Source organism: Reichenbachiella agariperforans, assembly GCF_900142205.1.
Taxonomy (GTDB): domain Bacteria; phylum Bacteroidota; class Bacteroidia; order Cytophagales; family Cyclobacteriaceae; genus Reichenbachiella; species Reichenbachiella agariperforans.
Genome location: NZ_FRAA01000001.1, coordinates 1,108,934 through 1,133,422 on the forward strand (window position 1 = coordinate 1,108,934; position 24,489 = coordinate 1,133,422).

At 40.5% G+C, this 24,489-nt stretch carries 21 protein-coding genes and 1 pseudogene; 10 read left to right on the plus strand and 12 right to left on the minus strand.

From position 1 onward, the window contains the following. Positions 1-415: 415 nt before the first annotated feature. The 8 genes and pseudogenes from BUB99_RS04255 to BUB99_RS04285 form a co-directional block, all read right to left on the minus strand. Positions 416-2,542, minus strand: a complete 2,127-nt coding sequence (locus BUB99_RS04255) for an ATP-binding protein (RefSeq protein ID WP_073119686.1) — start codon at positions 2,540-2,542, stop codon at positions 416-418. After that, on the minus strand, positions 2,539-3,963 hold the full coding sequence (locus BUB99_RS04260) for an SIR2 family protein (protein WP_073119687.1): 1,425 nt from the start codon (positions 3,961-3,963) through the stop codon (positions 2,539-2,541). The genes BUB99_RS04255 and BUB99_RS04260 overlap by 4 nt, the downstream gene beginning before the upstream one ends. A gap of 248 nt (positions 3,964-4,211) precedes the next feature. Then, positions 4,212-4,391, minus strand: coding sequence for a hypothetical protein (locus tag BUB99_RS20200; RefSeq protein WP_139280891.1), 180 nt, complete (start codon positions 4,389-4,391; stop codon positions 4,212-4,214). A 109-nt stretch (positions 4,392-4,500) separates the two neighbouring features. Then, a pseudogene (locus BUB99_RS20735) lies at positions 4,501-4,674 on the minus strand (type II toxin-antitoxin system RelE/ParE family toxin); the annotation flags it as partial. An 855-nt stretch (positions 4,675-5,529) separates the two neighbouring features. Then, positions 5,530-6,054: a ferritin gene (locus BUB99_RS04270; protein ID WP_073119689.1), complete on the minus strand. Its 525-nt coding sequence runs from the start codon at positions 6,052-6,054 to the stop codon at positions 5,530-5,532. Positions 6,055-6,184: 130 nt separating this feature from the next. Further along, positions 6,185-8,107 carry a methyl-accepting chemotaxis protein gene (locus tag BUB99_RS04275; RefSeq protein ID WP_073119691.1) on the minus strand — a complete coding sequence of 641 codons (1,923 nt, stop codon included), beginning with the start codon at positions 8,105-8,107 and terminating at the stop codon, positions 6,185-6,187. Between the two features lie 36 nt (positions 8,108-8,143). Then, positions 8,144-8,734, minus strand: coding sequence for a TlpA family protein disulfide reductase (locus BUB99_RS04280; RefSeq protein ID WP_073119693.1), 591 nt, complete (start codon positions 8,732-8,734; stop codon positions 8,144-8,146). Positions 8,735-8,889: 155 nt separating this feature from the next. Further along, the gene (locus tag BUB99_RS04285; protein WP_073119695.1) at positions 8,890-9,225 is read right to left on the minus strand and encodes a hypothetical protein; all 336 of its coding nucleotides are present in this window, start codon (positions 9,223-9,225) and stop codon (positions 8,890-8,892) included. A gap of 96 nt (positions 9,226-9,321) precedes the next feature. Between BUB99_RS04285 and BUB99_RS04290 the strand changes: the two genes are divergently transcribed. Next, on the plus strand, positions 9,322-10,119 hold the full coding sequence (locus tag BUB99_RS04290; RefSeq protein ID WP_084190336.1) for an MBL fold metallo-hydrolase: 798 nt from the start codon (positions 9,322-9,324) through the stop codon (positions 10,117-10,119). Between the two features lie 26 nt (positions 10,120-10,145). Here the strand turns inward: BUB99_RS04290 and BUB99_RS04295 are convergent, their stop codons facing one another. Genes BUB99_RS04295 through BUB99_RS04305 form a run of 3 tightly spaced genes read right to left on the minus strand, consistent with a single transcriptional unit; the run spans position 10,146 to position 14,889 of the window. Continuing rightward, entirely contained in the window at positions 10,146-13,364 is a 3,219-nt protein-coding gene (locus tag BUB99_RS04295) for a caspase family protein (protein ID WP_084190337.1), read from the minus strand. 4 nt (positions 13,365-13,368) lie between these two features. Next, the gene (locus BUB99_RS04300; protein ID WP_073119700.1) at positions 13,369-14,394 is read right to left on the minus strand and encodes an agmatinase family protein; all 1,026 of its coding nucleotides are present in this window, start codon (positions 14,392-14,394) and stop codon (positions 13,369-13,371) included. Continuing rightward, entirely contained in the window at positions 14,395-14,889 is a 495-nt protein-coding gene (locus BUB99_RS04305) for a SixA phosphatase family protein (protein ID WP_170863729.1), read from the minus strand. A 118-nt stretch (positions 14,890-15,007) separates the two neighbouring features. Between BUB99_RS04305 and topA the strand changes: the two genes are divergently transcribed. Next, positions 15,008-17,332: a type I DNA topoisomerase gene (topA, locus tag BUB99_RS04310; protein ID WP_073119704.1), complete on the plus strand. Its 2,325-nt coding sequence runs from the start codon at positions 15,008-15,010 to the stop codon at positions 17,330-17,332. An 8-nt stretch (positions 17,333-17,340) separates the two neighbouring features. On the opposite strand, the gene BUB99_RS04315 is transcribed toward topA, so the two are convergent. After that, complete coding sequence (locus BUB99_RS04315) at positions 17,341-18,030, minus strand: Crp/Fnr family transcriptional regulator (protein WP_084190338.1); 690 nt, start codon at positions 18,028-18,030, stop codon at positions 17,341-17,343. Positions 18,031-18,158: 128 nt separating this feature from the next. Here BUB99_RS04315 and BUB99_RS04320 point away from each other — a divergent pair, with 128 nt between their 5' ends. From BUB99_RS04320 to BUB99_RS04355, 8 genes are all read left to right on the plus strand, one after another. Beyond that, positions 18,159-18,692 carry a CopD family protein gene (locus BUB99_RS04320; RefSeq protein WP_073119706.1) on the plus strand — a complete coding sequence of 178 codons (534 nt, stop codon included), beginning with the start codon at positions 18,159-18,161 and terminating at the stop codon, positions 18,690-18,692. Then, positions 18,685-19,344 carry an SCO family protein gene (locus BUB99_RS04325; protein WP_073119707.1) on the plus strand — a complete coding sequence of 220 codons (660 nt, stop codon included), beginning with the start codon at positions 18,685-18,687 and terminating at the stop codon, positions 19,342-19,344. Before BUB99_RS04320 ends, BUB99_RS04325 begins: the two co-directional genes overlap by 8 nt. After that, a complete protein-coding gene (locus tag BUB99_RS04330; protein WP_073119709.1) occupies positions 19,322-19,747 on the plus strand; it encodes a c-type cytochrome in 426 nt (141 codons plus the stop codon). Before BUB99_RS04325 ends, BUB99_RS04330 begins: the two co-directional genes overlap by 23 nt. 445 nt (positions 19,748-20,192) lie before the next feature. Beyond that, complete coding sequence (locus BUB99_RS04335; protein WP_073119712.1) at positions 20,193-21,449, plus strand: cation:proton antiporter; 1,257 nt, start codon at positions 20,193-20,195, stop codon at positions 21,447-21,449. Positions 21,450-21,579: 130 nt separating this feature from the next. After that, a complete protein-coding gene (locus BUB99_RS04340; protein ID WP_073119713.1) occupies positions 21,580-22,674 on the plus strand; it encodes a glutaminyl-peptide cyclotransferase in 1,095 nt (364 codons plus the stop codon). Continuing rightward, positions 22,671-22,967, plus strand: a complete 297-nt coding sequence (locus tag BUB99_RS04345; RefSeq protein WP_073119715.1) for an SCP2 sterol-binding domain-containing protein — start codon at positions 22,671-22,673, stop codon at positions 22,965-22,967. Before BUB99_RS04340 ends, BUB99_RS04345 begins: the two co-directional genes overlap by 4 nt. A gap of 168 nt (positions 22,968-23,135) precedes the next feature. Beyond that, positions 23,136-23,699 carry a TetR/AcrR family transcriptional regulator gene (locus BUB99_RS04350; RefSeq protein WP_255416079.1) on the plus strand — a complete coding sequence of 188 codons (564 nt, stop codon included), beginning with the start codon at positions 23,136-23,138 and terminating at the stop codon, positions 23,697-23,699. Further along, positions 23,683-24,438, plus strand: coding sequence for an enoyl-CoA hydratase/isomerase family protein (locus tag BUB99_RS04355; protein WP_084190340.1), 756 nt, complete (start codon positions 23,683-23,685; stop codon positions 24,436-24,438). Before BUB99_RS04350 ends, BUB99_RS04355 begins: the two co-directional genes overlap by 17 nt. The last annotated feature ends 51 nt before the right edge of the window (positions 24,439-24,489 follow it).

Sequence of the window (24,489 nt, forward strand, 5' to 3'; positions counted from 1 at the left end):
GCTAGAAGCACCGAAGTATCTTTTCTGCAATGACATATCAAATAGCACAGTCCATGTTTCTCGATAATCTTAATTGTATTCAAAAGTGAATTGGTGTTACAACAGGCCTGAGTCTAGAAACCGTATCTTTAAGATATTCAATTAAATGTAATGTGCTGTTTACAGATTTTATGAGTTTTAACTTTGGATCTGGCTCATCAATGAGTTCGTTTTCTTTAAAAAGTGGTTTATAAGAATCAGCCACTGCAAACCAGTCTCACAGTGCACCAAAAAAGACTACACGCACGACAGGAAGAGAATCCCAACAACGGGCGAACGCCCTTCTTTATTCTAGGCCTTAGCGGAGGTTAAGAGTAGAGGAAAGTGCACCGTGGGCTTATCGCTCACTGACGTCTACTCGATTGTGCTTTCGCGTTTATTCTTCTTTTTGAACATCAGAGTCACCTTTAATAGGCTTGTACTTCTCCCCTTTCTCCCAAGCTTCAGCTATTTTTTCATAATTCGGGAAGTCTACAGGCAAGTCCATAGTCCAGTTTTGTACGAATTTCGGATTATTACTATTAGGTCTTGGATTTGCATTGTTCATTCTTGCTTGAACAGGCGTTCTCACTGCATCACCCATAATTACAACATGTTGTTGCGGTAAAATTGGTAACTGTTGCAGAATATCCTCATTTGCAGCTGAAACTAATTGCCTTACATATTTCTGGTCTTCTGGATTTTGAAGCCTGTGAATAATAAAAGAGTTGCATTGAGATAATACAGTCTTAGATAATTCAGATGGACGCTGACTAGAAACAAGTAAAGAAATACCATATTTACGTCCTTCTCTCGCAATCCGCTCAAACACCTTTTTAGCTATTGACTCTCTATCACCTCTATTTTTCTCTGGAATGTAATTTTGAGCTTCTTCCAACGCTATAACCATTGGAAGTTTACCTCTGTCACTTTCGGGGAAACGAGATGCAAAGTCTAAAATAAGTCTACCAATTAACCCCGTAATCGTTTCTAAAACTTCATAAGGCAATAAAGACATGTCAATAATTGTTACTTGGCTTGGTTTGTTTGACTCGAGTTTCTCACAATCTACTTTAGTAAGTTGTTTTTTATGATAATCAGAGAGTATATCAGCGTCAGTTGTTTTAAATACTTTACAAAAATCCCCCACAATAAATGCTATGAATTTTGCTAATCCATTTCCTATATCTTCTTTTTGACTCAACAACAATGGATTAGATATTCGCTCGTCTGATAAATAGGAATGCAATCGCATTTTTAAGGTAGACAAATGTTCTCGTATCTTTTGAGAACTACCTTCACTATCATCAATTGCTTGATTTATGCTATTCGCAATTAATTCACTAAAATCAAAATATTTTGGATGGTCAATTGATTCAGATATTGTTTTCTTGCTTTGTTCTTTTTGAGTTAAGTATTCTAAATAGTAACTCTCTAACGATTCCTTAATCTTAATCTCCTTGATTTTATTAACTTCTAAGCCAAGTAATCTCAATTGGTTCTTAATGTCAGTGAATTGGGCTGGTATTTCATTGGATAATTCTACAATTTCATTGTTAGGGTTAATTACCCAAGAACTTGAAGGTTTATGATATTTTTTCATAAACAGATCATCACTCTCTAAAATTGTAGTAATAAATCTCTCGTAATGTTTGGATACTATATTTGGGTTGGTACTATCAGATTCGCTTTTAGAATAGCCAATTGCAGTTTTCAAAATCGGTGCTTGCGTGAGTTCACTTGGTCTAAACAAAAAATCAAAATCGTCAAAATTCATAAACCAAAAAGGAACTTTCATACCATCCTTATCTATGTGAAATGGATTTACTAATTCTAGATTCTTATATGGAGCTTCTTTCGTTCCTTGAAAAGCCTGTTTGTATTCTCCATTTGTGTCAAATATGATGACATGAGCATTTTGCAACTTTTTCCCATTGTAATCAAAATCGAACATGCTCTGAATAATAGATGCAAACGTGCAGGATTTCCCAGAACCTGTGTTACCTAATATTGCCGCATGTTTACCGAAAAATTTATCTGGGTTTATCTTGATTTTATAATCAGAAAAGGAAGGAGATGTTCCAATAGGTAAATAGTAATCATCTTCAAAATTTATTTTCTCCGAGTCTTCCTTTTTCTTTTGATCAAAAATATTGTCCAAGTCTTGGCTTGTTACGTACCAAACAGGATTGTCGAGGATAGGATAATTGTATACTCCTTGTACATATTTCCCACTATTCTCAATAGTCCCAATCATGGTTGCCACTAAATATCTTGCGGATTTAGTTAAAAATATGGCTTCTTTATTTTTTCCAATTTCTGTCTCATCAATTGCTCTGACACTTGTAACCATGGCTACAATTTTATCTGACCCAATTGGAATAATAACGTAAGAGTTAATTCTGGCAACTTCAAAGATATCTTCATAGCCGCTTTTATAAAGACTTTTTAAATCATCATCAAGTCTTATATAAGCTCTAAAACTGTCAACAGAAATTACTTTACCAATGCTTCTTTCACTCATGCTTCTGCGTCTTTAGTAGGTTCATTGTTAGAAGCTTTGGTACTTAATAGCTCATTCAAAGTATTTGCAACGTTTTCGTTATTGTCAACATTGTTAAAATTGGGCATTAGCGTATCTGCAAAGGTCAGGAAGTCACCAAAAAATTCTCCTTCAAGTATTATGATTCTAGGGTCATTAAGCTCTTTCAGATTATTGATGTATTCGTTCTGTGTGCCTTGAAAGTCGATTACAATAAGGGTGAAAGTAGGGTTTGATAATGCTTGGTAAATAATATCGTTAAAATGATCGTCACCAAATGAATATCCAACGGTAACGAGCACTGATTGAGATTGAGTAATGGTTGAAGCAAATTGTCTAAATAGCTCAGAGTATGGAAGGTCAAGAGTGTAAGACTTTTTCACTGCGGAGGGATAAATGATGATCTCCCCCTTTTTCTCTAGTGATGCTATTAGCTCTAGAGGCTTCTCTTCAATCCCATATAAATTGTTTGCATCCCTTGATTCGGAATTGACCCATGATAATGAACCATGTAACTTATAATATCTGACTACTTTCTCTATTCTCTGGACTTTACCAGAAGTAGTAGAGCCTGGGTAAAAAATGTCGTATTCAAATGTTTCTGGTTTAAAGAACCTCTTGTGAAATCCTGAAAAGCCATCAATGTAATGAACACCCAACTTATCAAAGGCATATTCAAAAGCCAAGTCGTAATTGGCAGTAAAAATATTGGCTCGCCTCAAATTCAAAGGTCTTTGGAGGAGAGCCTTTAAGAATTTTTCATGAAAGATATACTTGCTTCTTGATTCCAGTAGCTCGCCTTGTGCTTGTTCTTTGGTAAAAGCACTTTCTTTTTTTCTTTTAATTATCTCCTTAGAAACGGATCTTCTTTCTAAATCACAAACTTCGAAAAGCCCCTCTTTAATTGTAGTGATTAATTCATTTATTTTGTCTGTCCTCTCTTGGCTTTTATCCTCATTTAAGACAAAATCTTTAGCTATTAAATAATTCAACACCTTTTCAAATTCAATAGCTATTTCTTTAGATACGTTATCTCTATAAATGCTCTCATCGACTATACAGTCCCAACCTCTTCCGTCTTTAAAGACCGTTTTATCAGCCTTATCACCAACTAAGTCAGATTGTAATTCTTCAATTATTGAAAAGAACTCTCTCTCAAGGTTTTGACCTATGATGTATTTTTCAATTTCAATGGGAAAATTACGTATCGCTACTGCTCCCAAATGAATTGAAGTTCCTGACCCAAATAGAAAACTAACATTATCCAATTCAAGGTAATTTTTGAGCATTAACTTGATTTTATCAATGATTTTACTTTGGTCTGTATCTTCAGCTATCCAATCGGCTAACTTATCTGTACTTCCAAAGAGTACTTTATTTTTTGCTGGGTCAAAATGTGTCATTCGAGTTTATTATTTTCAATTGATTATCAGCTTTTTATGGCAAAAGCACAACAACCACACAAATCCCACTTCCCTAGTGGTCTTTACACAATTGTTACCCGGACTGTGTCCGTTTTATTAATACGCTAATAATGTAATTCTTCTCGATGGGCTACTGACACCTAATAGGTTCAGTAGAGTAGACCTTAGTTGCTGCGTCGGTCTAGGTCTAGCAAAATAGTCCAAAGTCGGCAAAGTATCAAAAGAAACTAGCGGTGGGCTGTAGAGACCTGTGACGCGCTGTACAGCACGGAAGTTCTAAAAATCAAAATTCTCAGGTTCTCCCTACAGCCTTTCAGGATGAGGTCTTTCATCCATTTGGCAGAGTCATATTCTTTTTCGTCCTTCCGGGATGAGAGCTGCATTCCGCCGATCTTCCGATGTGGCAAACTGATCTTGCTATGAGTAGAGCGGTCATGTCCGCGGCAGATGCAGGTGTTCGTTCCACCGAAGCGGGCTAAATGCTCAGTTCGCACATGCATCTATACAGCTATGTTATCATCTTATTTTTAGTTCACTAGGGGTTTGTCTACTGTCCCAAACGGTAAGTATTTCGATAGAGAATTCTGTAACCTCGTAGAATAGAAGATAATCTCTTATGATTTTGATTCGAACCCCTTCAATATCAGTAGTTCGTCCAATGTAAGGGAATTTGGCAAGTTGCTTTGTAGCTTCCTTGAGCCAGAGGAGACCAGTTTACTTTGAGAGCCGTTCATCAATTAATCTTGTTTTGTATTTGGCTCCTACTGTTGCCATATTCAAAGATAAATGAAATATTTGACACAAAATTGATGATAACAACCACCCAAATCCCACTTCCCTAGTGGTCTTTACACAATTGTTACCCGGGCTGTATCCGTTTTATTAATACGCTAATAATGTAACTCTTCTCGATGGGCTACTGACACAACCCAAAGCTTGCCTTACCATTGGTTCCAAGTAAGCTTTAGTTGAGGTCTATGTTGCCTTACCATTGGCTCCAAGTAAGCTTTAGTTGAGGTGTGTGTTGCCTTACCTTATGCTCCTAGTAAGCTTACCTTTTTGGGTATGCTCCCATCAGTACAATATACACCCTAAACCATACGCTCATCGGGGTATAAAACCAGAAATCAGCGAGTCGAAAAACCAAGTAATCTGGTTACTGCCTGACGATGAAACAATCGAATAGCTACCTCAAACGAATTGGACTTTTCAAGACATAAAAGATAGCACTTTGAAAAGATTCTCCTTCTTATCAAACATGAAAACTACCCTTCATAAGCCCTTGTCTCTGCACTCTTCTTTAGCATCATTTATTATCTAATAATATGCATTAAACAGCAACTGAGTGGGCTTTCAGGACACCTGTGTTTGACATGTCAAACACAGATGTCCTAATTTAGCGCTTTTTGATGCTTCATAGTTGGGTTGAAAAATTAAGACTGGACAGTGCGATTCTCATACCTACGGGTTGCAAGAGCGTACATCAAGGAATAAAAAAAGGGACTCAAATGAGTCCCTTTTTTTATTCCTTGATTTTGCAATTGGTTACTCGCCGTAGCTCACACCACCGACACGCTCGTCGATCATGAGTAGAGATTTAGGGTCTTCGCCTAACATCTCGAAGTAATCCAAGATTCGTCTGATTACGAACTCTTCCTCTACCTGTTCTTTGACGAACCACTGCATGAAATTCTCGGTAGCAAAGTCATTGTTCTTGCGACAGTCTGAGACGATCTGGTTGATAGACTCAGTCACGTTGATCTCATTCTCTAGTGCAGTTTCGAATACTTCCTTCAAAGAAGAAAATTCGCTCTGCGAACCCGCTACAGCAGGAGACACTGCGATTCCTCCCATATCACTGATATAGTGAAACAGTTTCATCATGTGCTCTCTCTCTTCGCTGCTTTGCTCATAGAAGAACTTAGCACTGTGATCATACGCATTCTGATCACACCAAGCCGCCATCGCTAGATACGCGGCAGATGCCTGCGCTTCTAGTTTTACTTGATTGTTTAGTTTTTTTATGATGCTATCCTGTACGGCTACTCTTTGTCTTAATAAATCTTTCATCGTTCTATCGTTTTAGTGCGACTTCTTTAACAAATGAAACTAAATAAATCCGTAATAGTTTCATTCAAAACATATTTAGAACTAGTCTAAGTTTCGTTAAAGCTACGTTAGAGAGGGGTTTATGCCCCGATTAGTTCAGTTTGAAACGACCAATTCCCCTCTTCAACTCTGTCGCCATATTGTTGAGCTGTCTCGAAATGTTCATGTAATTAGCCATCCCGTTCGATAGTTCTGTGGCAGAGCTATTCACCTCTTCGGTGCCCGCTGCAGTTTGCTCAGCCACCACGACCACAGACTCCACATCAGTGACAGCTCCTGACATACTCTGGACTTGTAGTTTCGAATCATCCAAGATCTGCTTAGATAAGTTGTATGAGGCCTGATAACTCTCCGTGATGACATTAAATACCTCTGCGGTCTTCTGTGATGAACTCACGCCACTCGTCACGCTGATATTCATCTCGTCGATCACCTTGGTCGCGTTCTCAGTATCTCGCTTCACATCACTGACTAGCTTTTCGATCTCCTGAGCGGACTTTCTCGATCCTTCAGCGAGTTTTCTAATCTCCTCTGCTACCACCGCAAACCCTCTACCCGACTCTCCAGCCTGAGCCGCCTCTATCGCAGCATTCAGTGCGAGCAAGTTCGTCTGAGAGGATATATCTGTGATGACTCCTAGTACTCTGGATATTTCGGTAGATCTGTCATTGAGAACCGCGATAGACTCCTTGGTGTTTTGGGAGTAGCCTGATATCTTTTCCATATCCGATACAACCGCCTGTACGATCTCTTTTCCTCGTTCACTATTTTCTGTTCCCTGTTTAGCAGACTCCATCACCTCCATGGTTCTTCCTTCCAAGCCACGTGCGGTATCCAGCGTGTGCTCCAATACCTGAGAAATATTCTCTATACTCGACAACTGGCGCTGCGCTCCACTACTCATTTGTGTTATAGCCCCTACGATCTCGTGTGTAGAGCCTTCCATTTCCTGACCAGAAAGTAGCATCATCTCTGATCTCTCCTCCAAAGAAGCGATATCCTTGGAGATCTGCACCAATAGATCAGACAAGTTATCCAAGGCTTGATTCAAGTGATCCGCAAGCATTTTCACATCTCCCTGTGATGCCACATCGTAGCGCTGCGTCAAGTCACCACTTGCCATAGACTGAGCTATGTCAGTTACCTTCAGAACTGGGACAGAGATAGATACCAACATCTGATTGATAGATTCCGCCATTTTCTTCCAGTTACCTGCTTTGCCTTCTATAGCCATTCGTGATTTCAAATCTCCATTGACGCCAACCGTATTAACCACTGAATTGGTTTCATCAATAAGCCCATGAATAGCATTCGAAAAATCATCTCCCAATGAGGCCAACATTTGGCTGGTTGACTGGTTTTCCTCTCTATCGTTCTGTTTTGTAGTGATATCTGCCGCAATTTTCTTTACATCCAGTGTCATTCTATCCATCTCTTCCAAGCGAGCACTCAACTCCATATTGGATTGTATATTATTGAGTGTCTCCTTTTTCAATCTATAGGAAGATATAGCACTCGCTACCAACCCCAATACCGCCAAGCCCATGTGGTACAAAAAAGTAGAAACTGCAACATCTGAGCTCTCATATAGATAATTCATGTACTCAGGCTGCCCATCGAGATACAACCCAAAGATTAACACATGATGTACCGTTACGATCAGTCCAAATGGAATATAAATTCGCCAATCTCTAAAGTGAATCAATATGATTGGGAAAATAAAAAACCAAAAGTGCATCTCAAACAGCCCGTGTAGCTGTGCCACGAATTGAAGCATAAAAATAGCCATCACAGAAGCAGTGGTAGCTCTAAATAAAAAGGTCCCAGAAAAAAAGAACCGAACCATCAAGCATAACAGAAGGTTCAAACCACCAACACCTAACCCAAACAACCAGGTATCATATTGAAAGGCGATCCCTACACCAAACAAAAACAAACCAAACACAAGGTATAAAACCGTGTTTTCAGACTTTTGAATTACTTTTTCAAAAGCTACAGACATTTCAGAATTCATACTTTCTTTATTTAAATACTGTCAACTATCATCAGATCATAACTCACACCCGAAACCCGAAACAACTGGAACAAGAGGGGCTTGATAACCCTTTGACTTAAATTCTAGTGCCACAGCTGGAGCTGAATTTTTAATATTAGCGGGACCACAAAAAGTAAACCCACTGGTGTAATTACCATCAAAATAGCGTGTCGAGTCTGTATCGAATAACACGGCACGAGGTGTCGAGTTCACTCCACAAAGCCTTGACAACTGTCCATCAGGATCCATGATTACTTTCATGGACGATGGTAATTGATACTTTTCTTTCAAATAATTACCGTTAGTCACCTGTTGGCCAGTCACCACCAAGTAGAAATCTATCTGCTCAGTGTATGATTGAAATACGCCTTTCAAATGCTCAATATTAACTTTAGAATACTTACAGGAGGGATTGTAAAAATGAATGAATATGGGTCTATCATTAATAGATATGCCATACTGCCTAATAACTGGGGATTTTTCCAAATAGTATGCAGGCATACTATTTTTATTTTGAATTAAATGACGGTATTCTTCTATCCAGAATAAATAGATGATCAATGACAATACACCAACCATGATTACTAGTACAATACCTTTTTTCATCAAATATCAAATATCTACCATGCACATACGACATTGAATTGCCTGTTGGATTTCATGATGCAAAGAAAAATACTAAACGATGAGGATAATAATATTACTAGATAAAATATGACTTATTTTATAAATAAGATCGAAATGACAAAGAATAGCAGTGCTTAAACTAGGTTAGCTCTATTGATTCGCTGGTGGACGATGCTATTGAGCTCTAGCATGACGAGAGCACCCTGTACGAGATGTTTCACTTCGATCATTTCTTCGAGTGTCAAGACCAAGAAGCGGTCTTTGTTGCATAGTGGGATGATTTCTAAATCATTCTTAGTGACATCAGACATTAGCATCAGCTCAAGATTATAGGTATCTATTTTACTCTTGAAAGCGATAAAAGAACAGACATTCATCTTGTATTCCATACCTTTATAGGTCATGTAAAAGCAGTTTTCTTTGTCTGCCTGTACGATCTGTCCGTTCTCTGTCTGATGTATCAAATGCATGGTTCAGCAAAAGTAGTCTTTATTTAGACCTATTACAAATAAAAAAATACGATTTGTTGTATTACATCTATCACCAAACTCCAATAAATTAGCCGCATGTTATCAATTAAATCCTCCCTGTTTATTGTATTGCTGACGGTTACCATTGGGTATGCCCATGCACAAAAAGTCACTTACCTCGGTAATGAAGGTATCCTCGTCGAGTATCAAGGCAAAAAAGTTATCGTAGACGCATTGTTTGACGACCCTACGGGCAAGTTCCATACGCCTGATTATGACCTCATGGAAAAGATCGTAATGGGAAAAGCTCCGTATGACAAAATCAATGCAAATTTGATTACCCATGCACACGGAGATCATTTTGATGCGGTCAACAATGTCTCATTTTTGAGAGAAAACAAGTCCGCAAAAATGATCGCCACCCCACAAGCCGTGGACAGTATGAAACTCAAATCGCAGTTTTACGACGAAGTATCAGATCGTATCGCTACCTATCCATGGACCAAGGGCTGGAAAACAACTATGATTGACGACATAACGATCGCTAGTGCCTATACGCGTCACGCAGGCAGAGCATACGGGAAAGTCCAAAATCAAATATTTCTAATCACAATCGGGAATAAAAAAGTCCTCCATGTTGCCGATACTCAGATGGATGTCCGCTACTTTGATGACCTTCGTCTCGTGTATGAAGAGGTAGACTTGGCCATTGTCCCCTTCTGGTTTTTGACAAACCTATTTGGTACCGAGATTGTAGAAAAACACATCGGTGCTAAAAAAGTAGTCGGTATGCACCTCCCAATGGGACACGACGAAAAAACAGAGGACAAAGTGCATGAGGCCTTTCCTTCTGCGATCCTGTTCACCGATCCTGGACAAGAAATTACATTCTAACTTAATGATTGTCTATCATACTATGATTAGTCTACTACAATAGGGAAATCCTGTCCTCTGGAGTAAGTCACCGGAAACTGCGGTTTTCCCTTGAATTGTATGGAATACTCTGGCACCTGATCATCTAGGTAGGATTTGAGCTCATAGATGGTAACCTTACCGTCATGTGGTGCACCATCAGCCTTGCCCTGCAATGCCTCCAGCAACACATAGGTAAACAGTCCGTGACCTAGCTCTGCAAACTCAGTCGCATATTGCTCACTCCCAGATGCTGCGAGTATATGCACTCCGGTACTCCTAGACAGCTGGGCGAGTGCTTTTTCCTCCTCCGCTCCACGAGACGCCAGCAGCTGTGTAGAACTCCCCGACTGACAGGCATCCAATACGACCATCTGCTTTAGTGCTGCGATATTGGCCAGTTTCTGTTGGATTTCTCCAGCATAAATGGCGTGGGACTTCAGCTTTTTCTGATCATACAGACGAACATTTTCTGTAGGAATAAAATAGAAATCACCCTCTACCGTACTCCCATGCCCTGCATAATAAAATAGCAGAACATCTTCTGGCTTGGCACGGTCAGCCACTTGATCCAGTAGACTGAGAATATTCTCTTTGGAAGCGTCCTCATCATAGAGCGGATAATATACGAGCTCATCATACAGCTCTTTTCCCTTTTTCTTGATCAAATCTTGAAAACCTTCTGCATCCTCCTTGGCATAGTTGAGGTTTAGAATCGGGTTTTTGTAGGTATTGATGCCAATCGTCACCACATGACACGTAATCTTCTCCGTCTCTCCTTCATAGTAAACCTCTTGCTCTACCACACTCGACTCTATCCTCTCCTCACTAAATGCAGAGACAGACAGAACATTCTTACCAGAGACCAAGCGAACAGGAACATGCTTGTAAATCGTCTTTTTAGACTTTTCTTCCATACTCAACCCACGCTCCTTGCCCATGATGCGCTTGCCATTGTGTAGCACTCGAATTTCGTCCATCCCTCCACCTCCATTCGTTACCTTCACGACTACATCGATATCTCGATCAGTCATCTTCTCACCTGCTTTGGGAGACACCAGCTCCACCTTGGGAGGCGGCGAGTCTTGTAATTTCTTTTTTAGATCCGAATCATAATGAAATGAAGCACCCAGCCTTAAGGACTCTCCTAGAATATCTGGACGATAAAAATCTTCGAAGAACTGATCCAAAGTAAAACTCTCCAATCCTCTGACAAAAAAGATGTTTTGCTTTGCCCCCTCAGTCGCATCAAAATAGCCGTTTACCGATTTCGTCAACCAGTCGTTTGGTCCCAAAAACACGTGTGAAGCAATTTCGTTCCCACTTTCCACATCCCAATATCGTGTCGTGCCATCCAAACTACTACTGACAATCACACGATCATCATGAATAAATGCCACACCAGTAATCGCTCCCTTGTGGCCGATCAATTGCTTCAACTCCTTTCCAGATTTCAAATCCCACAGCCTAACTATGCGATCCGTACCTCCCGACAACAAGTACTGACCATGACTATCATAGCACACATCATATACTGCTCCCTCATGACCGATGTACTTTTGGGACTGAAAACCTGTCTTGAGCTCCCATCTTTTGATCCGACCATCTAAACTGGCCGTCAAAAACTCTTCCCCTTTGACCTCTATATCAGTCACTACATCCTGATGTCCTATGTAATCCATCACGGGCGTACCTGTATCTATCTCTATGAGTTGAAGCTGCTGACCAAGCCCCCCTACCAACAAGTACTGATCGCGATACGCAAATGCCAAAGAGAATGGTGAACTATTCGAAAAACGATATTGGTTGATGCGCTCGCCAGTAGCCGTGTCCCATAAGATCGCTGACCCATCCCAGCTCCCCGACACCAGGTATCTACCATCGTCACTCAGTACCAGCGTAAAAATGAGATCCATATGTCCCTCAAAACTCCGCAACTCCTTGCCAGTCGTAACATCCCACAGTCGAATCACTCGGTCTCCACCTGCTGTATAGACATACTTGCTATCGGGAGTGAAAGCATAGTCAACGACCACTTTATCATGCCCTTTGAGTTCCAACTTGACACGACCGCCTTCGGTATCCCAAAGATATGCTTCATGGTTATTATGTCCCTTGATCATGGTTTTCCCATCAGGACTAATTTTTACACGATTCTGGATGGAAATAAATTTATTAACATTTGAGTGCCAGTAGGAGTTTCGGCTGAAAGCCAAACCACGATCATTCTCGGCATTGAGATAGCCGCTCAGCGTAGCGATCTGACGACCAGAAGTCGCCTCCCATATTCCTGCTACACGGTCCTCTCCAAAGGACATGAGCCTAGTCTCATCACTACTCAATACAATCCCTACTAATTTTTCACCACTCTCACTCAGTACCTTTTTCGTTCCCTTCTCCTTGTCCCAAGCCACAATTTGGTGTTCGTCACATGCATACACGCTGTTAGAGCTCAAAGCAACAGACAGATAATCATTGTCAGACTCCCCATAGGTTTTGATGAGTCGCATTCCTTTCATATCCCACAGCGACAAGGCCCCAGACCGAGCAACTGAGACGAGCTCCTGATTCTGTTCATTCTGATCAAAATAGGTCAAACAACCTCCACAGCTACTTGCAGTAATATTGCGCAGCGTATCCAGCGGTGCTCCTGTCTCTAGCTCATACTTGATTAGTTTTCCGTCATCATTGCCCGTCAGTACGTGACCAGACAGCGGGTCAAAAGCGACCTGCACTCCATACTGTGTCTTGTCTACTTTATAAGGTGTGATTTGCTTCGGATCGTCTAGCTGGATCAACTGCACTACATACTGCCCCCCTCCAATGAGGATAGATTTCCCATCTGGCGAGAAAGCAATAGAGCTAATCCACTTCTGCCAATCAATCTCCTGTATATTTTCTCCAGTGATCATATCCCAGAGTATGACTCGACCATCATTACCAGCTGTTGCGACGACTTGATCTGTCGGATGAAATGATACAGCGGTGACTCCTTTCGTATGCCCCGATAACGTACGCAACTGACGCCCTGTTTGACTATCCCAGATAATGGCTGTTTGGTCAGCACTGCCTGTCACCACCCACTGGTCATCTGGACTGAATGCCGCACAAAGTATGGTTCCTTCGTGTCCTCGCTGAACCACAGTACGAAGTGCTAAGTCTTGTGCTCTTAGACTGCATACAATTGACACGAGTATAAATAATAAGACGAGTATTCTTGATTTCATAAGATCAATCGATCAGACCACAGAGTTGATACAGCAATCGAGCTCCTACATTGGCATTCCACTGCTGATCGAACTTTTGAGGAGCTACTTCACATAGATCAAATCCTATTATCTTCCGTCCACTATTCTTCAATGACTGGAGCAAATAAATGGCTTGTTCATAAGCTATTCCGCCTGGTACTGGCGTCCCTGTTCCTGGACATAGCTCAGGTCTCAGTCCATCTATATCAAAGCTGACATAGACATGATCAGGCAGTTGTGCTATCATAGCGTCACAGAGCATCTTCCAGCTTTCCCCTTCATAAAGTTTATTTTTTATATCCTGATCAAAGAAAACAACTATCCGATCAGAACTCTCCTGCACTAGTTCATACTCCTCTTCACAGTAGTCCCGAATCCCTACCTGCACCAATTTGGATATTTGGGGATTTTTCAGTGCATTGTACATGATCGAAGCATGAGAATGGATAAACCCTTCATAAGCATCCCGCAAATCCATGTGTGCATCGATCTGCAGTATCCCAAAATCATCGTACCGCTCTGCTAACGCATCCATGTATCCTAAAGGGCAACTATGGTCCCCCCCCAATAAACCTATGGATTTCCCCTCAGACAGTAGTTCTAGAGTCTCTGATTTTATCTTTAGGCGAAGTGACTCTGTCGCCTTATTGACCTTTGCTAACAATTCTTCACCATCGAAAGACTCCGCTTCCCCTTCGAGAAAAGCAATGTAAGGTTCGATTTTCGACCGCAACATATCGCTCTTTGCTTTGACTTTTCCTTCGATCGGACGCATCCATATGCCACGCTTCCAAGGCGCTTCTTGGTTGGGCACTTCGAGATCTAGCTGAGCTGATGCTTCGAGAATAGACAATGGACCATATGCTGTCCCACGATTGTATGATACTGTGACTTCCCAAGGCACAGGATAGACTACTACTTCTGCTGACGATTGATCAAATGGCAACCCAAACAAAGTACCCTGTTTACCCGGGGCACTTGGGTCGTAACTCCCTAACTTTTCTGACATTTATTCTAATTCCTTTGCACTTGTGTATTCGACCAGCTCAACATTGCCTTTCGAGAATTCATCCCATCCCCCGTCATACTTTAAATGTACGATTCCAGCTGGTGAGACATTACCAATGATATCACCCGTGAGATATTCTGCCAAAAAACTGATGGCAGGATTGTGCGCGACCATCACTACGGTGTGGAGGTGATTACCTAGTTCATTGATTGCCTTGAGCAAGATCCGCGTAGACGCTTCGTATAGATCATCTAATACCTGAATTTTACTAGGGTCAAAATCTATTTGCTCCACCAAAAATCCACTTGTCTGCCGTGTTCTCAATGCGCTACTCGCTAGAATAGCATCTGGCGATTTTGCTTGTCCTTTCAGGAACCTTCCCACTTTGGATGCAACGATTTCTCCATCAGCCGTAAGCGGTCGATCGATATCCTTTATGTCAAAATTGTTGGCATCAGCCTCTGCATGTCTAATCAAAAATAGTTCCTTACTCATGTGAATCATCGATTTTTAGGTGGGGGGTAATTTATTCAGAAATCTATTTTTTGTATTTGCTTAAATCAATTTTTTTTATTGAACTTTGACGCTTTCACATTTAAACCTTTCATTTCGAATGAACCTAGTAATAGTAGAGTCACCTGCAAAGGCAAAAACAATCGAAGGATATTTGGGTAAGGATTACAAAGTAACTTCTAGCTATGGTCATGTTCGAGATTTACAAAAAGGCAACAATGCCATAGATGTAGAAAACGGTTTTGCGCCCACCTACGAAGTATCCAAAGACAAAAAAGACGTCATTCGGGATTTAAAGAAGCTGAGTAAGGAGGCTGACATAGTCTACCTAGCGAGTGATGATGACCGTGAGGGAGAAGCAATATCATGGCACTTGAAAGAGGCTCTGAAGCTCAAGGACGACAACACCAAACGAATTGTATTCCGAGAGATCACCAAGAATGCGATTACACAAGCGATAGATCATCCTCGCGGTATAGATATCGATCTCGTACACGCACAGCAAGCACGTAGAGTGCTGGACAGGCTGGTAGGTTTCGAGCTATCCCCTATCCTTTGGAAGAAAATCAAAACAGGTCTATCGGCAGGTCGCGTGCAGTCAGTCGCTGTTAGGTTAGTGGTCGACAGAGAACGTGAAATCGATAAATTCACCGCCGTTTCGTCCTATAAAATCAGTGCATTCTTCGACCTAGACCAAGGCAAAACATTAGTAGCAGAGCTGCCTAGCAAGTTCAAAACCGAAGCAGAAGCCAAACAATTTGTAGACGACTGTGTCGGTGCAGATTTCAAAATCGAAAACCTAGAAAAAAAACCAGGAAAGAAATCACCTGCTCCTCCCTTTACGACTTCTACACTACAGCAAGAAGCCAGTAGAAAACTAGGTTTTTCGGTCTCTAGAACCATGAGTGTAGCACAAAAACTATACGAAGGAGGTAAAATCTCCTACATGAGAACAGACTCCCTAAACCTATCAGATGAGGCGATGACAGCCGCCAAAGAGGAGATCAAATCGAGTTATGGCGATAGCTTTTCCAATCCCAGAAAATATAAAACCAAAAACTCTTCCGCACAGGAAGCTCACGAAGCTATCCGTCCTACTAGCTTCGCACTTCATAGTACAGGGGCTGATGATAGCGAAAAGAGACTGTACGATCTGATTTGGAAGCGCGCAATCGCTTCCCAAATGTCAGATGCTCAGATAGAAAAAACCGTCGCTAGCATCACGGTTTCATCTAGACCAGAGTTATTAAAAGCCTCTGGAGAAGTGATTAAATTCGAAGGTTTCCTAAAAGTCTACGTCGAGTCAGACGATGATGATGAAACTACTGAGACTGAACAAAAAGGAATGCTACCTCCACTAACCGTCGGTCAAGACTTAGCACTACAGCAACTCATCGCCAAAGAAGGATTTACACGTCACCCCGCTAGATATACAGAGGCTAGTTTAGTGAAAAAACTAGAAGAAATGGGCATTGGCAGACCGTCTACTTATGCACCGACGATCTCTACTGTTCAAAAAAGAAACTATGTCATCAAAGAAGCTCGTGATGGACATGAAAGAAAATACAAGGAAATCATCCTAAAGAGTGACAAAGTCAAAACCACAGAAAACACGGAGATCACTGGTGCAGAGAAAAACAAACTTTTCCCTACCAACACTGCCATGGTGGTCAATGACTTCCTAGTAGAACATTTTCCAAACGTCATCGACTTCTCTTTTACTGCGAATGTAGAAAAGGAATTTGATGAGATTTCGAACGGAACCAAGACATGGAACAGTATGATCGCTGCATTCTATGGTGACTTCCATAGCAAAGTAGAAACAACCGAAAAAATAGAACGTTCGGAAATTGGCACTACCAGAGAGCTAGGAAATGACCCTAAAACTGGACTACCTATCTACGCTAGATTGGGTCGGTTTGGCGCTATGGTTCAGCTCGGCGACATGAGCGATGACGAGGATGCAGAAAAACCAAAATATGCCAGTCTACGAAAAGGTCAATTCTTGGAAAGTTTGACGCTAGAAGATGCGCTTGAACTATTTAAACTCCCTAGACAAGTCGGTGAGTTTGAAGATAAAGTGATGACTGCTGCAATTGGTCGATTTGGACCATACATCAGGCATGATGGCAAGTTCGTTTCTATTCCTAAAGAAGTAGACCCCTTGCAAATCACTGCTGACGAGTCTATAGAACTCATCTTGGCCAAAAGAAAGGCAGACGCAGAAAAGCACATTAAGTCATTTGATGAAAACCCTGATGTACAAGTACTAAATGGACGATGGGGTCCCTACATCAAGTTTGGTAAGAAAAACGTCAAAATACCTAAGGATACCGATCCTCAGGCTTTGACTTATGAAGACTGTGTAGAACTCGAGAAAAAAGCTCCTGAAAAGAAACGTGGAACAGTAAAGAAGAAGAAATAACTTCTTCTTTACACCAATAAATCCATATCTCTAATCAATATCCTTCTTCTATCGAAGTTGATGATATTTTTCTCTTTGAGATGATTCAAAGTAGTCGTTACCGTCTGGCGAGAAGTACCCGTCAGGCTAGCGATATCTTTGTGAGTAAAATTATTTTTGATCAAGGTTTCAAAACCTACTTTCTGACCATTCTCCAGTGCCAAGTCTCTTAAGAAATCTACCACTCTGGTTCTTGAATCTTTAGAGGTGATGGATTCCAAACGCTTTTCTAACCCCTCTAATTTCTTCGCCAATATATCAATCACCTTTTGGTTGAGTTGAGCATTTTGACGAGAGGCTTGAAGTACATCCTCGACCATAAATACTTTCACACGGGTGTCTGCGGTGACTACTTGAGCATACTCCGCTCTGACACGATCGCCTGACAATGCCTTTTCTCCAAATACATTTCCAGTATTTAATATCGCCTTGACTACTTCCTTACCAGAAGAATCCGTCTTTGCGATCTTCACACTTCCCTCCTCGATCAAGTATATCTTATCAGATACATGACCGTTCTCATAAACCAGCTCATCCTTTGAAAACTCCTTTGTGATGGATGCTACATTTGACAAAGCGTCTTCCGTTACCATTTCTGCTGTGTTTCTAAATCCTGTAAGCAAATCATTGCTGTTTCCTATGTTTTTCTCGATAATCATATTTTTTTCGGTTAAATGTCCTTAACAAAATTTATTCTAGTCGAATCCCCCTTTTGTCCTACATTTGCCATCCTTACTAGCAAGTAAAACTTCCTTTGAACTCTATATTTGCCAAAGATTACTTCGCCATGATATACCTATATCTCAAAGCCACACACATTATTTTTGTAGTTACATGGTTTGCTGGACTATTTTATATGGTCAGACTCTTCATCTATTCGACAGAAGCGAATGCAAAAGCTGAGCCAGAAAAATCTATCCTTACCAAACAGCTACTACTTATGCAGTCACGGCTATGGTATATCATCACTATGCCATCTGCTGTCATAACGCTTTTTCTGGGTGGATGGTTGGCTTATTTAATGAATTACTGGCAACAACCTTGGTTTCATGTTAAGCTCACGCTACTAGTCGGTCTCTATACATATCACATCATTTGTGGGCGATTACATAACCAAATGACCAAGGGCGTCTTTAAATACAGCTCTAAACAATACCGAATATGGAATGAAATAGCCACTTTATTTTTATTCTCGATCGTGTACGTGGTAATCTTAAAAAACTCATTAAACTGGATCTGGGGCGTAGTTGGGCTAATCGGTCTTAGTGTAATACTAATGCTCGGAATCAAATTATATAAAACCGTAAAAAAAGATGATTAACCTGTTGCCCTTCTCTCGATACAGCTTTTTGGCTGCTTGGCTTTTGTTTTTCTCATGTGAGACCAAAAAAAAAGAACTGCCTATCCTAGGTAGACCTACAATCACTACCCAAGTAATAGAGAACCAAACCGTAATAGATACCATTTCACACAAAATCGCAGACTTTTCACTACTCAATCAAGACAGTCTACAGATTACCAATTCATCTCTCGCTGGTAAAATTTATGTCGCGGACTTTTTCTTCACATCCTGCCCGACAATATGCCCTGTAATGAAGAAACAACTATTGCGTGTGTATGAGAGGTATCTAGAGGATGATAGAATTATGATCGTATCACATAGCATTGACCCTACTTATGACAATGTAAACGTCTTGTCTGACTACAGCGATGCGCTAGGCGTGATCAGTGACAAGTGGCATTTTCTAACAGGTGATCAAGACGAAATCTATCAACTAGGTGAAAAAAGCTATATGGTCACTGCAGGTGCAGACGAAGATGCTCCTGGTGGCTATATTCATAGCGGTGCATTCTTACTCGTCGATACCAATCGTCAAATCAGAGGAGTATATGATGGAACCATGAAAGAACAGGTAGACCAACTGATTATTGATATTGATATACTATTAGATGAAGAATTTGGTAAAAAATAGCTCATTTATCATCTGCCTTGGCCTATTCATACTATCCTGCAGTGAAAACAGAAAAGAAGAAATCAAGCTGCAGCAGTACACCTATCAGGGAAGTGAACTATACAAGGCCCACTGCACCAACTGCCATCAGGCCGACGGCAGTGGTCTAGGGAAACTTATCCCTCCTATTGACTCTACCTACCTAAGTACAAATCTAACGCAGGTAATCTGTGGGATCAAATATGGATTGACGGGTGCAATGACTATACAAAACATCCATTTCGATAAGGACATGCCTGGTAATACCAGACTAACCGCACTAGAAATTGCAGAGATTGTCACTTATATCGATCAAAAATGGGGAAAAAGAAGAGGCATAATCAGGCCTAAAGTAGTTTCGAAAGCCTTAAGAGACTGTCAATAGTCGTTTCATCTCTGAAAATCTATCATTGATCTTTTGTAATCCTTCATCGATCGATTCATCTATTTGGACTCTCCCTTGATCGAATTAATTTACCATTGAATGGCTCTCGGTTTAGTTTTAACCCAAGAAAAGGAAGCAACTCCTGATCTATATTCACCTAAAACCAAAAACCATGTTAACTGTATTCCTGATTTTTTCTCTTACCATTGTTACTATTTCATACCTCAGGTATAAAGCCATCTTAACTAAGCATCATAGCACAGAATAAAATCTACTTTTAATGGTAGTATACGTACCTCTTATCAAATGATACTGATTCAAGATCGCATTGATATATTTACAGTTTTTTACTCCACACCGTACGTAATTTTATAGTTGAATTGTATTAATATTGTAGCAGAAGAATTTTGACCACCACTATTACGAAAATTCTTAAAACAACATTATGCAAATATTAGATATTCTTGCCCTGTTCATATTCCTCGCAGGGGTTTTTATCTACATCAACACCTACTACCTCAAGCTCCCATCTTCTGTTGGGCTAATGATTTTGGCTTTGGGATTGTCGCTTGCAATGTTGGTACTCAACGAATTAATCCCTGAATTCAAACTAGGAACGGAGCGAATTCTGAAGGACTATGACTATCATGAAGTCCTCTATCAACTGGTTCTTAGCTTTATGCTTTTCGCCGGAGCACTACAGATTGATTTCAAAAAACTTGCCGAAGAACGCACCCCAGTACTCATTCTGGCACTAGTTGGTGTCATCATTTCCACTACAGTCGTTGGTATAGGTGTATTTTATTTACTACAATGGATAGGTCTTGACCTAGACATCATGTACTGCTTGGTATTTGGGGCACTTATCTCTCCTACCGATCCAATCGCCGTTACATCTACGATCAGAAAATATAACTTATCCAAAAATCTAGAAACCCGTATCGCAGGCGAATCCTTATTCAATGACGGTATTGCGGTAGTTGTCGCTTTGACCCTGTTAGATTTAGCACACTCTACAGAGGATCACTATATTGGAATCGTTGACATACTATGGGTATTTGGTACTGATATCGTTGGAGGAATCGTGATTGGTTTGTTCTTAGGCTACTTAGGTTACCGATTACTCAAATACATCGACAATGACGAAGTAGAAGTAGAGGTATTGATGACGCTTGCCTTGGTCATGGCAGGAACTCAACTCGCCGAATTCACGCATGTATCGGCTAAGCAAGCGGTCGTAATCATGGGTTTAGTGATTGGAAATGAAGGAAAAAGTGGTCATGTCACGAGTGCTGCAGGCGATTACGTATTCAAATTTTGGTATCTAATAGAGGAGACACTCAATGCTATGCTCTTTGTACTTATTGGTTTGGAGATGTTGATCATACCTCTAAGATTTGACTACTTCGCTGCGGGGCTATTTGCTTTCATCATCGTTCTATTTGCTAGGTATGTTAGCGTCGGTATTCCTATCTCTGCTATGAGTACTTTTAGAAAGATGGAAGGCAATTCTATCAATGTACTGGCGTGGGGCGGATTGCGAGGCGGGATCCCCATCGCTCTATCACTGTCGCTACCAGAATTCGAAGGAAAAGAAGTGCTGATTACCATGACCTATACCGTAGTCGTCTGTTCTGTGCTTTATCAAGGATTGACTGTACCTTATTTGATGAGACTAACATTCAACAAAAAGGAAGGTTAAGCGTTTTTACACAAAATATACAATCTCACCAACTGTCGCTGGTGAGATTTTCTTTTGTTTTAATAAAAATCTGAATAAACATAAGTTCTAAATATATCCATTAGCTACTATCATTGCACAAACAGTAGAAATGAAAATTCATCAGTCTCTTACCCTTATTGCATTCCTAGTAGTGATCTTCTCATGCGAATCACCAGAGAAGAAACAAACAGCCACCTCTCCGCGCAAAAAGCAAATCAGCAAAATAACCTCCCCCAAAAACAACAGCCGTTTTCATCTAAAAGACACTGTTACTTTTGATTTTTCGATGGAGGATACGAGTATTTCGATTGACTCTATTATAGCCACCTCGGATCGAAAAACCTTGTTTACATCCAAAAACAAAAGTAGAGCGACATGGGGATCAGACAACTTCAAGACTGGAACACACTCCATCATACTTACGCTACACCTAAGTAACCAAACTATTGAACGTCAAATTGTCAACCTGACATTCTTAGCAGATTCCGCACCAGAACAACTCTCTTACCACGTAATCAATAGCTACCCACATGACCCGAAAGCATACACTCAGGGACTAACACAGGAAGAAGGCGCACTTTATGAAAGTACAGGACAAAAAGGAGCCTCTAGTCTCCGAAAGGTTGATTTAAAAACAGGAAAGACACTTCAAAACAAAGAACTGGAATACCAGTATTTTGGAGAGGGGATTACTATAAAAGGAGACAGCATGTACATGCTAACCTGGCAAGCTAAACAAGGATTCATCTTTAACAAAAAGGATTTCGAAATGCTCGGCACATTCCATTACAATACTGAAGGTTGGGGTCTTGCTACGCTGAACTCCGATACTTTACTGATGAGCGATGGCTCGCACCGGATATACTTCAAAGACCCCAATGGGTTTTCAGATCTCAAAATACTGGAAGTATATGATCATAAAGGTAAAATCGATTACTTAAATGAATTAGAATATATCAATGGAAAAATCTATGCCAATAGATACCAAACTGACAATATCTACATCATTGATCCTCATTCTGGAAAAGCAGAAGCTGTACTTAACCTATCTGGCATATTACAGAACCAAGACATTAATCAAGAGATTGATGTATTAAACGGAATTGCTTTCAATCCTTTAAACAAAACGTATTATATTACTGGCAAATGGTGGCCAAAACTATTTGAAATTAAAATCATTAATCAACAGCAAGAACCCATATGAACTTAGAAGAGACAACCCAAAAAGTAGCTTCTTTAGCAGATAAAAAAAGTGGGAGTATTGGTAAAAAAATCAAATTTAGGTTTGATGAGGGGGTGATTTTTCTTGATGATAGTTCCAATCCGACACAGGTTACCAACAATGATGACTATGCTGACTGCACAGTCAAATTAACTCTTGAAAACTTCAATAAGTTAATGAATGGAGAAATGAATGCCATGGGGGCATTTATGATGGGGAAGATTAAAGTAGAAGGAGACATTAGTATAGCCACTAAGCTATCTAACTTGTTTTAAACAAGCTCTCTCTCTTTAACTATCTCTGACGCTCATTGACTAATTAAGCAACATTAAAACGTTTGATGAAATTAGTGTTTCATTTAAAACTAACATTCGTTAGTTTTAAATGAATTCTGTATTATCTAAAGCTTAGAGATTATCAAGAAGTCAAAAAAACAGATCATCATTGAAGAGGCCGCACGCCTATTTCGAGAGAAAGGATACGTGGCGACCACCATGCGAGACCTAGCATCAGAAGTCGGCATGGAGGCAGCTAGCCTATACAATCATATCAAATCAAAAGAAGAAATTCTCAACGAAATATGCTTTTCGCTAGCGAATACTTATAGTGACAAAATGGATGAAGTGTATCCTTCGGACAACACTCCCATAGAAAAAGTCAAGAAACTCATCGCTCTCCATATCCAAATCAACTCCATGAGTTCTCCTCTAGCAACTGTAATGAATGATGAATGGCGTCACCTAACAGAACCCTGCAAATCGCAATTCTTAGATATGAGAAAAAGGTACGAATACCTATTTACAGAAATCATCCAACAAGGTGTAAAACGAGGTGAAATCAAGGCAGTAGACCCTAGAATTGCTCTCTACACACTACTATCATCCGTTCGATGGCTTCAACACTGGTATCATGCCAACCGAGACCTAGACGTAAACGACATCAAAGAAAACATTATGGAAATGTTTTTGACTGGACTAGTTGCAGATCAATATGAATGGAAGCCTTAAACATACCATCAACGACAAAGTAGCCACCATTACTTTTCATCATCCTAAAGCAAATGCTCTCCCTGGCACACTATTAGCAAAACTGGCTATAGTAATCCAAGCCATCGATGACAATAAGGATGTATCCGTCATTGTGATCCGTAGTGAAGGAGGCGGCACTTTCTGCGCTGGCGCCAGTTTTGACGAGCTTTTGTCACTTACCAATGAAACGGAAGGAAAAGTATTTTTCCAAGGATTTGCGCAAGTGATCAATGCCATGCGAAAGAGTCCCAAAATTATCCTTGCTCGTATACAAGGAAAAACCATAGGGGGTGGTGTTGGACTCGTGAGTTCAGCAGACTACGCCTTTGCTACAGAAGCGGCAGCCATCAAGTTAAGCGAGCTCGCTATAGGTATTGGTCCGTTTGTCATTGAGCCTGCGGTAACTCGGAAAATCGGAATTTCATCTTTTTCTGCTCTTGCCCTAAACCCAACTATCTGGAAAGATGCCCAATGGGCGATGAATGCAGGGTTATACCACGACCTATCCACCAGTATAGACGAGATGGATCAAAAAATAGATGCATTCGCTACTAACCTATCCAACTACAACCCAGAAGCTCTCCTTGCAATTAAACAAACGCTCTGGAAAAACACCGAAAACTGGGATGAGTTACTCTCATCCAGGGCTGAAATCAGTGGGCGTTTAGCACTATCCCCACAAACACAACGTGCACTCAAAAAATTTAAATCCACATAAATCTCATTACTCTAATTTTTTCGATATTAGATGAATCATTTTTGATTCCTT